The following is an 11838-nucleotide window of genomic DNA, read 5'->3' as shown; positions in this document are numbered from 1 at the left end:
CGAACGCCGGCCGTCGGTGACGAAATCCACCTCGCCGGTAACAGCCACCACACAGGCCTGCTGCCTGGCGATGGCAATGGCCGAGCTTTCGGCCGCTGCAACGCTGTCGCCGCTGTCGACGCCATGGCCGCTCGACTGGCTGCCGGCCAGCGCGATGATTTCCGAGGCGTTGCCGCGAATGATCGTGGGCCGCAGCTCCATCAGCTCGGCGAGTGCGGCGCGGCGATAGGCGGTGGCGTAATGGGCGACAGGATCGAGCACCCATGGCTTGCCAGCTTCCGTGGCGGAGGCGGCCGCTGCCTTCATGCCGGCCAGGAAATCCGGCGACAGGGTGCCGATATTGACCGTCAGGGCCGCCGCGATGCGGGCGAATTCGCCGGCTTCTTCCTTGGTGTGCACCATGGCGGGCGAGGCGCCGGCCGCAAGCATCACATTGGCGGCGATATTCATCGCCACGAAATTGGTGATGTTCTGAACGAGCGGATTTTTTTCGCGCATCGCGGTCAACAGCTGGCCGGGGGTCTCTGCAAGGGTCCCAAGGGGCATTGTCGTCTGCATGTCTGCCTCGTTCGGCGGGGCAGGCGCGGGGCGCAATGTTGAACGCCCGGACGACTCCCTCCGCCAGCATGATCTGGTTCAGGTTCTAAGGGTGCTTCTCAGCCCGGTTTTGCCGGACGCCCCTGTCTTCACCATGGCTTACAGCAAAGATAATGCGCTTCGCCAGTGATTTTTTCTGATTTTGGGCCTTGCAGCTCTAGTTGCTAGAGGTTGTAGAGACGGGGCTCGATCCAACGGGAAAGACACGATGAACGCGACGACACAGGCACGATACAAGGTTGGCGGCATGGATTGCGCCAGCTGCGCGACGAAGATCGACACCGCGGTGCGCCGCATGCCGGGCGTCGAGGACGTGTCCGTTTCGGTGGCTTCAGGCACGTTGACGGTGAAGCATGACGGGACCGGCGATCTCGGCGCGATCGAGAAGAAGGTCGCGGGGCTTGGGTATTCGCTCAGGGCGCTGGGGCAGAAGGCGCCGGCAAAGGTTGGAGCGAATGGCCCCCTCACCCCACCTCCGCTTCGCTCGGCGGACCTCTCCCCAAGGGGAGAGGAGGACGGAGACGGAGCGGCAAGTCTTCTTCTCCCCAGCGGGGAGAAGGTGGCCGCGGAGCGGTCGGATGAGGGGGAGGCCGGTCACGGCCAACATAGCCACGACGGTGGGCACGATCATTCCCATAACGACCACGCCACCACAGAAATCGAAAGCCTGCACGGCCATGATCACGGGCCGATGGATGGGCCGTGGTGGAAATCCGCCAAGGGCCGCCTGACCATCCTGGTCGGCATTGCGTTGGCGGTGGCTTACGGGATCGGCCATCTCCTCCCGGCCTATGACACCTATATCTTCACCGCCGCAATGCTGATCGGCCTCGTGCCGATCGCCCGCCGCGCCATCATGGCAGCACTCGCTGGCACGCCGTTTTCGATCGAGATGCTGATGACGATCGCCGCCGTCGGCGCCGTTGTCATCAATGCGTCGGAAGAGGCCGCCGCCGTGGTTTTCCTCTTCCTGATCGGCGAATTGCTGGAAGGGGTCGCGGCCGGCAAGGCGCGCCAAAGCATCCAGAGCCTGACGGCGCTGGTGCCGAAAAACGCGCTGCTCGAAGAAAACGGCCAGACCCGCGAAGTGCCGGCCGAGAGCCTTGCCGTCGGCGCGACCATCCTCGTGCGCCCCGGCGACCGCATTTCGGCGGACGGCGTCATCATCGCCGGCGAGAGCGCGATCGACGAAGCGCCGGTGACGGGCGAAAGCACGCCCGTCGCCAAGGGCATCGACGACGCGGTTTTTGCCGGCACGATCAACGGCGATGCCGCTCTGCGGGTTCGCGTCACCGCGGCTGCCGAGGACAATACGATTGCCCGCGTGGTGCGGTTGGTCGAGGAGGCGCAGGAGAGCAAGGCCCCGACCGAGCGCTTCATCGACCGTTTCTCGCGGTATTACACGCCGGGTGTCGTCGCGGTTGCCGCACTGGTCGCCATCCTGCCGCCGCTCGTTGCCGGTGCGTCCTGGAGCGAGTGGGTCTATAAGGGCCTGGCGATCCTGCTGATCGGTTGCCCCTGTGCGCTGGTCATCTCGACGCCGGCTGCAATTGCCGCATCGCTGTCGTCAGGCGCCCGCCGCGGCCTGCTGATGAAGGGTGGCGCGGTGCTGGAAACGCTCGGCAAGATCACCGCCGTCGCGCTCGACAAGACCGGCACGTTGACGGCCGGGAGGCCCCAGGTGACCGATGTCATCGCCTTCGGCCGCAATGCCGAAGACGTGCTGCGCTTTGCCGCCGCGCTCGAAACCGGCTCCAGCCATCCGCTCGCCGTCGCGATCCTTGCCAAGGCTGCCGATGACGAGGTCGAAATCCCGACTGCGACGGATGCCAGGGCGCTCGGCGGCAAGGGCGTCACGGCCGTGGTCGAAGGTGAGGAAGTTTTCCTCGGTTCGCCCAAGGCCGCCGCCGAGCTCGTGTCGCTGCCGATGGCACATTCCCGCCGGATCACCGGCCTCAACGACGAGGGCAAGACTGTTTCGGTGCTGATCGTTGGCGGGGTCCTTGCCGGTGCTGTCGCCATGCGCGACGAACCGCGTCCCGACGCCAGGGCGGGTCTCAAGGCGCTAACCGATGCCGGCGTCAGGACCGTGATGCTGACCGGCGACAATGCCCGCACCGCGACCGCGATCGGCAAGGATCTCGGCATCGAGGTACGTGCCGAGCTGATGCCGGAAGACAAGAGCCGCATCGTCGGCGAGCTGAAAAGCGAGGGCTACGTGGTCGGCAAGGTCGGCGACGGCATCAACGACGCCCCGGCACTCGCTGCCGCCGATGTCGGCATCGCGATGGGCGGCGGAACCGACGTGGCACTGGAAACCGCCGATGCCGCAACGCTGCACGGCCGGGTCGGCGACATAGCTGCGATGATCGAACTGTCGAAGCGGACGATGCGCAACATCCATCAGAACATCTCGATCGCGCTCGGCCTGAAGGCCGTTTTCCTGGTGACCACCATCATCGGCATCACCGGATTGTGGCCGGCGATCCTTGCGGACACCGGGGCGACGGTGCTGGTGACGATCAATGCGTTGCGGCTGCTGCGGGTGAGGAGCTAGGCTCCAGCCCGCGGGAGATTGCGCAAGACACTGTCGTGTTGCAGAATAGGGCAGCGTAAAAGGATAGGCTGACATGCGCACCAACAAATCCATTACCCTGACACTCGGTAAACAGCAGCAAGTTCTCGATGCCATGGTGGAATCGGGGGACTATGATTCCGCCAGCGAGGCGGTGCGCGCCGCTCTGCGCGCACTTGAGCGGGAAAGGGAAGCCCTGGACGAAATCATGCGCCTGAAGGTTCAGGAAGCCATGGACGATCCGCGCCCCAGTATTCCGGCCGCCAAAGTATTCGCGGAACTTCGCGAATTCCATGCCAGCCAGGCGAAAGCCGACAAGCGTGGTTCATAATGTCGAGTTTCGACCGGCAGCCGTCACTGACCTCCGGTGGATCTACCTGAGAATTGCCCAAGAGGCAGGGCATGAGCGCGCTGGAAACTATATCGATCGAATTGAAGCGGCCTGCATGAGCCTCGCGGCATTTCCCCAGCGCGGCACGGTCCGGAACCATATCCATCCGGGCCTACGCGTCATAGGGTTTGAGCGTAGTGCCGCCATAGCGTTCGTCGTCGAGCAGGACAGGGTCAATATCCTGCGTATTCTTCCGCGGGGCATGGATTTTCCCTCTGACTGGTCCGCGGATCAGTGACGCGCGCTTTTCAAACCGCTCGCGCCAGAACCGCAAAAGCCTCATAGGGCTTCAGCGTCAGGCTCTCGCCAAGCGCATCCACCAATTCGTAGTTCGAAATCAGGCCTTGCCCCGACAGCCGCAATTCTCCCGGCAGCTCGACGGTCAGGTCTCTGGCCGTGAAATTGGCCGCCACCACCAACCGCTCCCCGTCGAGCGTTCGCGAGTAGACGAAGACGTCCGGATGGCTGTCGAGCCAGCTCTGATATGTGCCGTAGACGATCACGTCATGGGCTTTGCGCAGTGCGATCAGCTTGCGGTAGTGGTTCCAGATCGACGTCTCGTCGGTCATTTCCGCCTCCGCATTGATCTTCGGGTAATTGGGATTGACCTCGATCCAGGGTACGCCGGTCGAAAAGCCGCCATAGGGCGCGGCGCTCCATTGCATCGGAGTGCGGGCGTTGTCGCGGGCGTTTTCGTTGGCGCCCTTGATGAATTCCTCCGGCGACAGACCGGCCTCGATATGAAGGCGGTGCATGTTGAGCGTCTCGATGTCGCGATACTGCTCGATCGTGGTGAACGGCACGTTGGTCATGCCGATCTCCTCGCCCTGATAGATGAAGGGCGTGCCCTTCATCAGGTGCAGCACGGTTGCCAGCATCTTGGCCGATTCCACCGGATGGCCGGTCGCATCGCCATATTTGGAGACGGCCCGCGGCAGGTCGTGATTGCCCCAGAACAGCGAGTTCCAGCCGTCGTCGGACAGCGCATATTGCCATTTGCCGAGCACCGATTTCAGCTTCACCAAGTCGAACGGTTTCGAGCGCCATTTGCCGAACACCTCATCCCATTGCTGGGTGACGTGCTCGAACTGGAAGACCATCGACAGTTCGTGCCGGTTGCGGCCAGAATAGAGGAGAGCCGAACCGGGCGTCGCGCTCCAGGTCTCGCCGACGGTCAGGATATCGCGCCCGCCGAATGTCTCGCGGTTCATTTCCTGCAGGTAGTCGTGCAGGTGCGGGCCGTCGTGGACGATCTCCTGGTCCACCTGCTTGCCGATATAGTCGATGACATCCATGCGGAAACCGGCAATGCCGCGCTCCAGCCACCAATTCATCATCTTGTAGATCTCGGCCCGAACCGCCGGGTTTTCCCAGTTGAGATCCGGCTGGCGGGTCGAAAACAGATGCAGGTAATATTCGCCGCTCAAGGGATCGAGCGTCCAGGCCGGCCCGCCGAAGGAGGATTTGAGGCTGTTCGGCGGCCCGCCGTCTGAGGCCGGTTTGCGCCAGATATAGAAGTCGCGGAACGGGTTGCCCGGACCCTTGCGGCTCTCGACGAACCACGGATGTTCATCCGACGTGTGGTTGACGACGAGATCGAGGACGATGCCGATACTCCGTCTTTTCGCCTCCGATACCAGCCTGTCGAAATCGCTAAGCGTGCCGAATTCCGGGGCGATGTCCTGGTAATCGGAAATGTCGTAGCCGTTGTCGTCCATCGGCGACTTGTAGATCGGCGACAGCCAGATCACCTCGATGCCGAGGGATTTCAGATAGTCGAGCTTGGAGGTGATGCCGGGAATATCGCCGACGCCATCGCCGTTGAGATCGCAGAAACTGCGCGGGTAGACCTGGTAGACGGTGGCGGTGTGCCACCATTTGCGTTCTATCGGCAATGCAGCCTGCTTGATCGCGGCGGCAAGCTGATCCTGAAGGTCGTTCATCGATGCCCTCCCTGTCTCTTTAACCTGTTCGAACGCGAGAGCGCGGACGGGGTTCCTCGCCCCGGCGGCAACAACTCGTCTGATGGAACATCGTGACTCGCTGCGGGTTAGACCAGTGGGAAACCGCAGGAAAAGGAGACCCTTCATGAGCAGCAAACTTCCCCCGACGCCCCCGGAAAACCTGAGCCATAAGGGCTCCGGCGAACAGGCTCATACGTCCGACATCAAGCGCGGCAAACCTCAGGCGGCGAATGATCCCGGCAAGCAGGGCCAGCAAGGCAATACCAAGGTCAACACCACCCATCAGGGTTATCAGCAGGACCGATAGGGAGTTCATCATGTCGACATCGCAGAAGACACCCGCAAGCATTCGCCAGGGCGGGCCAGGCGCGTCCCATGAAAATGCCCCCAATGCGAAAAAGGGTGTGCCGCTGGATGTGAAGAAGCCGCCGGCCGATGACGATCTGCGTTCCACCAGCCGCGTTTCGGGCGGCGGCGGCGAACGCGACAGCCACCATACCCATGATGCGAAGAAGAAGGGTGGTCAGGCGAACACGACGCATTGATTGGTCGAACCGGATTGGACGACGAGCGCTCTCCCGGTGGCAATGCCGGGAGGACGGTGTGCTTTCAGCGTCCGGCGATCAGGCGGAGGGAACCACACCCCGGCAGGCCCAGGCGACGGAGACGAACGAGCGCGGACCATCCGGCCTGCCCGCCTCGTAGGCGGCCCTGACCGCGGCGTCGGTTTTCGCCCGAAGCGCCGGGTCGAGCGAGGCCACATATTTGCCGAGCGGTCCTTCGCCGGCGGCGATCGGCGCCCAGTAGTCGTCGAAGGATTGAAAATCCATCCGGATCATCAGCGAGACTTCAGCCACATCGACGAGGCCCTGGCGGATGAAGCTGTCCTTCATCTCGCCCGGCTGCATCATCGGCTGGAAGAAATGGTGGCTTCGCATCTGCCGGGCATTGTCGTCCAGCATCGAGACCGTGTCCCACATCATCCGCATGGCGGGCATGCCACCGAGATGATCCCAGACGGTGGCAGCCACCACGCCGCCCGGCCGCACCACGCGCCGCATTTCGGCGACGGCTCTGTCCGCTTCGGGCACGAAATGCAGGACAAGAAGCGCCATCGCCCGGTCGAAATAACCGTCCTCGAAGGGCAGCGCGCAGGCATCCGCCTGGCTGATCCTGATCCTCGGATCGGTGTTGCGGCGGATTGCCTCCTCGACGAAGACGGGCGAATAGTCGATTGCCGCGATCTCGGAAAGATTGGCTGCCTTCGGCAGTGCGAATGTCAGGCTTCCGGTGCCGCAGCCGACGTCGAGAACCCTTTCTCCGTCTTCAAGACCAGCGAAATCGATCAGCTGGGGTGCCAGCCTCTGGCTCCAGCGCCCCATCAGTTGCTCGTAACCGCCCGCGTTGCGGACATTGAAACTCGATGTCATGTCGCCCTCCAAGCTTCCGGAGCCAAGGCTATTCCTGGTTTCTCCGGTTGCCAAGACGGCTGAACGGGGTACGCGAGTTAAAGGATGGCGCCGGCCGGCCGCGCCATTAAGACTTTGTTGACACCTGTCAACTCGCCGACGAGGGCTCCACCGTATCGAGCCCGCCGTAGATCATCGGGGCATCGAAGCCCGCGACGACTGAACTGACCCCCCGAAGGTTGATGTCCAACTTTCGGGGGTCAGTTCATACCGGGCCGGGTCAGTCCGTCGGCTTGAAACCTTCGTCGGTCAGCGTCATCGAGGCGAGGTCGAGCCCCATGCTGCGTGCACCTTCGGCGGCGGCACGACCGATTGCCTTGGTCTGAGCGGCATTGCCCTTGGCCTGTTCGAGCCCGACCCCGAGCAGCAGCGCCTGCATGAACAGGGCTTCCGACATGGACTGCTTGAGGCTGTCATTGGCGTTGGCGAATTCGGGAACCGAAGCCATGGTGCGCATCACCTGCTGCTTGACGGCAGCCGTTGCCGCCTGGCTCGGATCGTCGGTCGAACCGCGCGTCGCCTGCCACGCGCCGATCCACCAGACCGTATAGGCGTCGGCCAGGTTGTCGATCCGCAACCCGTATTTGGCGAGCGGCGCCCGCATCTCCTCGATGATGTCGCGGGAGGCGACCAGCTGGGCGAGGTCGTCCGCACCCTTCGGATCTGCAGCCCGGCTCTTGGCGACGAAGCCGGCGAGATTGGCCGTGCGGCGGGCTTTCGAGGGGACGTAGCGGAAACTGTCCGGCCGCACCGGCCGGGCGGTCTCTGGGGTGGCGGATGCCGGGCCCTGGTTGCCCTTGCGCTGCATCTGCCGGCGCAGCGTCTCGGCGATCGGCCCCATGTTCAGCGTCGCTTCGAAGGCGCCGGGACTGAGCGGTCCTGAAAAATCGGCCCGTGCCGGGACGTTTCCGGCACCAAGGACGGTAAGGCCCCCCAGTAGAATTGCCAGATACCTTGCGTTTGCCCGCATCGCCGAATCCCCCGAAATACGATGGGCACTATATGCGCCGCGCTCGTATCGGCAAGCCGAATGGCAGATATCAGCCGGCGTTCCTGCGTACCCGGACGGCTTCGCCAAAGGCCTCGAACAGCGCGCGGTTGATGGGATTGATCTGCGGGTCGTATTCCGCATGCCACTGGACGCCCAGCGCAAACCCTTCCGCCTCCTTGAACCGGATCGCCTCGATCGTGCCGTCTTCCGCCACGCCTTCGACGACGATGCGGTTTCCCAGCTCGTCTATCCCCTGGCCGTGGAGGGAATTGACCCGGATCGTCTCGCGGCCGAGCAGGCGCGCGAACGTGCCGTCCGGGGTCAGCCGGACGTCGTGCCGGTCGGCAAAGACGACGGTCAGGTCCGGGTGGATTTCGCCGTTTTCCAGGCGCGGCATGCGGTGGTTCATGCGGCCGGGCAGCTCGCGGATCTCCGGGTGCAGCGAGCCGCCGGCCGCGACGTTCATTTCCTGAAAGCCGCGACAGATGCCGAAGACCGGTATGCCGGCGGCAACGCAGGCATTGATCAGCGGCAGGGCGACCGCATCCCGGTTCTGGTCATAGGGTTCGTGGCGGGCGTGCGGCTCGGTGTTGAAGTGGCTCGGATGGACATTGGCGCGGCCTCCGGTCAGGAGGATGCCGTCGACGGTGTCGAGCAAAGTCGGAATGTCGGTGATATTCGGATTGCCGGCAAACATCAGCGGCAAGGCGCCGGTAACGTCCGCGATCGCTCTGAGATTCTGCTCACCCACGAGCTGCGCGGAAAAGCGGTTTTCGACATTATGGGTATTGCCGATCACGCCGATCACCGGTCTGGACATTGCTCAAATCCATCATTCAGCCGCAGCGCTTCGATCAGCGGCCTGCCGGCAATTTCAAATTTCACTTCGAATTTCAGGTGTGGAACGGATTTCACTTGCGGACTGCCCCCACTCTCGCAAGCACCTCGCTCGGAATCGCATACCGCTTGATGATGTCGCGATTGTTCCGAAGACCGCAGATTTCGCGCTGGATGAACAGTCCCCAGACGGCATCCGCCGCATCGTCGCGAAGCCTCTCCCGCAGCACTTCGCTGTCGCGCTCCGGGTTCCAGGCATTCAACGCGGCGAGCGCTTCCTCCACCTTCAGCCCCTGCCGCCCCAGCGCGGAAGCGCGCTCGGACATCAACTCGTATTCGAGGACGTTGAAGCCGGTATTGGCGAAACCTTGCTGATGGAACGAATGGGGAGGGCGGACGCTCATGGGAAATACCTGGAATTTCCGCCAATGTTAGCCGATTGCTGCGGCGCGTCAAATGAGGAATGGGGTGGGTGGTGTGGATGGTGGTGCACCGGAGGACGCCTCGCCAGGGAAGCGGACGAACACGCAGGTCTTTTCGGCGTAGTCCACGGCGAATGCCGGTTTCCCCCGCCGCAGGGCTTCGACGGGCTGGGATTGAAGACTGTTGCGACGCCCGGCGGCGATGCGTGCGGTGCCGATAATGGCGCCATGTTGGAGCTCGAGTGTTCATGAGGCCCGCAGCATTACAGGCCGAAAGCGAGTGGCGCCCACCCGTTTCATGCGCGTCGGCGCAAAGATCCGGTCGGCTGACAACAAAACGCCCCGCGGCAAGAATACCGAACAGGCGCGCCCGCCTCACGCGAGGATATCGATGTCCTCCAGCTCGCTTATATTGGCGGTGATGCGCTCGAAGAGCGCCACGGCGCCATGCATCTGGTCGGGGTCGATGTTGCTGAAGATCTGCTCGCGCATCCGGTCGGCAATCGAGCGGACGAGTTCCGCCTGCTCCTGGCCATGGGCCGTCAGGAACAGAAGCTTGACGCGGCGGTCGTTGGGGTCCGGCCGGCGTTCGATCAGGCCATTCTCCTCCATCCGGTCGAGGAGGCGCACCATGGTCGCCTGTTCGAGCTCCAGCTCGCAGGCAAGCTCGCTCTGCGTCATGTTCTGCTTCTTGGCAAGGCGGAACAGGGCGCGGGCGCGCGGATAGGTCAGCCCATGCGCCGTGACCTGCTGGTTGAAGGCAGTACGGATCTTGCGGCTGACCTTGGTCAGCGCTTCGAAGAATTCGGATGCGATCGGATCAGGTTTCATCGCGAGCTTGACGTTTACGGGATAAAGTTTCTGGTGCGAGACGTGGCATGTCGGCCGGTGCCTTTCAAGAGATGCAATGTAAGGCGCTGGTTTCGGAGAGAGATAGTCGAAAGGCTTACTTAGGCACGGCGCGCCCTCCATCATTAACGTCGCGTTAACCATGGTTGGCTTAGAAATGTCGGTGCGCGAATGACCTGCGCGCCTAACCTCTATGGGATCAACATGTACGTTGTATCGGTGCTCGACAATGGCGACCAAAGGACATTCGTGTCCGAAAGCCTGAAAATATTAGACCGGATCGTCTACGCGACCATCTGTGGTTCTCCGAAGCAGTTCCTGCTCTCCGAGGTCGTCGATATCGTTCCGGTCGACGCAAAGCCGACCAAAGCTCCAACGACACGAAACGCCGCCTCCCTCGTCCAATAGTCCGCTCGCGGGCTGAACGATCGAAGAGAGAACGATTGCGTTTCCGCGAACCGCCCGCCCGCGCGTCCTAGCTGGACTGCCTGGCCGAGGGCTCGTTCGCGCGTCTGCTCACGTCGGCTGCAACCGATCACAAAACGGGGTCGCAGCCGCGGAGGGCTCGCCGGCATATGTCGGCGAGCTTTAACACAAGCGATGTCCGTTTTTACCTCGGCGGCCTCTTACTCCGCCGCGTCGGCCTGTTCGGCGGCGATCGGCTCTTCCTTGACCTTCTTGTTCCGGCCCGAAAGCACGTCGCCCGCCGTCTCGGACAGGCGGAAGAACGAGAAGCATGAGGATGCGGAAATGATCGCGATGATGACGAAGGACATCGCGAAGGCAAAGTTGGTGAGCGTCCCGGAGCCGCCGGAAAAATAGTGCAAGAGCATGGCCGACATCGCAACGCCGGTGCTCTGGGCGATGCGCTGCGCCATCTGCGACAGCGATGTCGCGTGGCTCATCTCCGAGTCTTCTGTTTCAGCAAACGTCAGCGTGTTCAGCGATGTGAACTGCAAGGCCCTGAAAAAGCCGCCGAGCAGGATGATGGCGACCATGATGGCCGGCGCCGTGGCGGGCGTGAACGTGGCCAGCAGCGCCATCGACACGCTGGCGATCAGCGCGTTCCACAAGAGCACGTTTCGGAAGCCGAAATGGCGCAGGATGCGTCTCGTCATGGTTCGCATGCCGAAGGCGCCGATCGTCGATACGAAGGTGATCGCGCCGGATTGCAGCGGCGTGTAGTGGAAAACCTCCTGCATCAGCAGCGGCAGCATGAAGGGCAGGGCGCCCATGCTGATCCTGAACAGCGAACCGCCGGTGACGCTGGAGCGGAAAGTCGGATACCGGAAGAGTTTCAGGTCGAGGATCGCGTTCGGCGTGTTGCGCGCATGGCGGATGTAAAGGCCGAGCAGCGAGAAGCCGACCACAGCCAGGACCAGCGCACTCGAATTCATGCCGCGGGCGAAGGAATCGAAGCCGAAAATGACCGCACCGATGCCGGCGCCGGTGAAGACGAAGCCCGGAAAATCGAAAGAGGTGCGTTCGGTCGGCGGGATATTGTCGATCAGCGCCAGCGTCAGGATGATCGCCACGATGCCGACGGGCAGGTTGATCCAGAAGATCCAGTGCCATGAACTGACGCCGGTGATGAAGCCGCCGAGCAGCGGCCCGATCGCCGGGCCGACCACGGCCGGCATGCTCATCAGCACCATGGCGGACACCAGTTCCTCGCGCGGCACCGAGCGCACCAGGATCAGCCGTGCCGTCGGCAGCATCAAGGCGCCGCCGAACCCCTGCAGG

The 11838-nt window shown here is 63.0% G+C and carries 14 protein-coding genes and 1 riboswitch; of the genes, 6 read left to right on the top strand and 8 right to left on the bottom strand.

Going from position 1 to position 11838, the window contains the following annotated elements; genetic code table 11:
* The coding region (locus MOV63_RS30575; RefSeq protein ID WP_247039420.1) for a hydroxyethylthiazole kinase at positions 1-558 on the bottom strand (558 nt) is incomplete at its 3' end.
* 38 nt (positions 559-596) lie between these two features.
* Positions 597-692: riboswitch (TPP riboswitch) on the bottom strand.
* Between the two features lie 113 nt (positions 693-805).
* Between MOV63_RS30575 and MOV63_RS30570 the strand changes: the two genes are divergently transcribed.
* From MOV63_RS30570 to MOV63_RS30560, 3 genes are all read left to right on the top strand, one after another.
* Positions 806-3154, top strand: coding sequence for a heavy metal translocating P-type ATPase (locus MOV63_RS30570; RefSeq protein ID WP_247039419.1), 2349 nt, complete (start codon positions 806-808; stop codon positions 3152-3154).
* A gap of 73 nt (positions 3155-3227) precedes the next feature.
* Positions 3228-3503 (top strand): type II toxin-antitoxin system ParD family antitoxin, encoded by a 276-nt coding sequence (locus MOV63_RS30565; RefSeq protein WP_105435155.1) that lies wholly within the window; start codon positions 3228-3230, stop codon positions 3501-3503.
* Positions 3466-3801, top strand: coding sequence for a type II toxin-antitoxin system RelE/ParE family toxin (locus tag MOV63_RS30560; RefSeq protein WP_247039418.1), 336 nt, complete (start codon positions 3466-3468; stop codon positions 3799-3801). The genes MOV63_RS30565 and MOV63_RS30560 overlap by 38 nt, the downstream gene beginning before the upstream one ends.
* Positions 3802-3811: 10 nt before the next feature.
* Here MOV63_RS30560 and MOV63_RS30555 read toward each other — a convergent pair whose 3' ends face one another.
* Entirely contained in the window at positions 3812-5506 is a 1695-nt protein-coding gene (locus MOV63_RS30555) for an alpha-glucosidase (RefSeq protein ID WP_258719350.1), read from the bottom strand.
* Between the two features lie 145 nt (positions 5507-5651).
* Here MOV63_RS30555 and MOV63_RS30550 point away from each other — a divergent pair, with 145 nt between their 5' ends.
* Both MOV63_RS30550 and MOV63_RS30545 read left to right on the top strand, forming a co-directional pair.
* Positions 5652-5834, top strand: coding sequence for a hypothetical protein (locus tag MOV63_RS30550; protein ID WP_247039417.1), 183 nt, complete (start codon positions 5652-5654; stop codon positions 5832-5834).
* A 10-nt stretch (positions 5835-5844) separates the two neighbouring features.
* A complete protein-coding gene (locus MOV63_RS30545; RefSeq protein WP_040124026.1) occupies positions 5845-6072 on the top strand; it encodes a hypothetical protein in 228 nt (75 codons plus the stop codon).
* Positions 6073-6150: 78 nt separating this feature from the next.
* Here the strand turns inward: MOV63_RS30545 and MOV63_RS30540 are convergent, their stop codons facing one another.
* The 5 genes from MOV63_RS30540 to MOV63_RS30520 form a co-directional block, all read right to left on the bottom strand.
* The gene (locus MOV63_RS30540) at positions 6151-6957 is read right to left on the bottom strand and encodes a class I SAM-dependent methyltransferase (RefSeq protein WP_247039416.1); all 807 of its coding nucleotides are present in this window, start codon (positions 6955-6957) and stop codon (positions 6151-6153) included.
* Positions 6958-7216: 259 nt separating this feature from the next.
* Positions 7217-7966: a DUF6683 family protein gene (locus MOV63_RS30535; protein WP_247039414.1), complete on the bottom strand. Its 750-nt coding sequence runs from the start codon at positions 7964-7966 to the stop codon at positions 7217-7219.
* A 70-nt stretch (positions 7967-8036) separates the two neighbouring features.
* On the bottom strand, positions 8037-8807 hold the full coding sequence (locus MOV63_RS30530; protein ID WP_247039412.1) for a gamma-glutamyl-gamma-aminobutyrate hydrolase family protein: 771 nt from the start codon (positions 8805-8807) through the stop codon (positions 8037-8039).
* 91 nt (positions 8808-8898) lie between these two features.
* A complete protein-coding gene (locus tag MOV63_RS30525; RefSeq protein ID WP_247039411.1) occupies positions 8899-9228 on the bottom strand; it encodes a DUF6665 family protein in 330 nt (109 codons plus the stop codon).
* A 393-nt stretch (positions 9229-9621) separates the two neighbouring features.
* A complete protein-coding gene (locus tag MOV63_RS30520; RefSeq protein WP_247039409.1) occupies positions 9622-10077 on the bottom strand; it encodes a MarR family winged helix-turn-helix transcriptional regulator in 456 nt (151 codons plus the stop codon).
* Positions 10078-10299: 222 nt separating this feature from the next.
* On the opposite strand from MOV63_RS30520, the gene MOV63_RS30515 reads away from it, so the two are divergent.
* Positions 10300-10503, top strand: a complete 204-nt coding sequence (locus MOV63_RS30515) for a hypothetical protein (RefSeq protein ID WP_157885278.1) — start codon at positions 10300-10302, stop codon at positions 10501-10503.
* A gap of 218 nt (positions 10504-10721) precedes the next feature.
* On the opposite strand, the gene MOV63_RS30510 is transcribed toward MOV63_RS30515, so the two are convergent.
* On the bottom strand, positions 10722-11838 hold a 1117-nt coding region (locus MOV63_RS30510; RefSeq protein ID WP_247039406.1), incomplete at its 5' end, for an MFS transporter.

The sequence above is a fragment of the Neorhizobium sp. SHOUNA12A genome (assembly GCF_023006505.1).
GTDB lineage: Bacteria > Pseudomonadota > Alphaproteobacteria > Rhizobiales > Rhizobiaceae > Neorhizobium.
The sequence above is the reverse complement of the archived record's forward strand: the minus strand, read 5'-3'. Positions and strand labels throughout refer to the sequence as shown.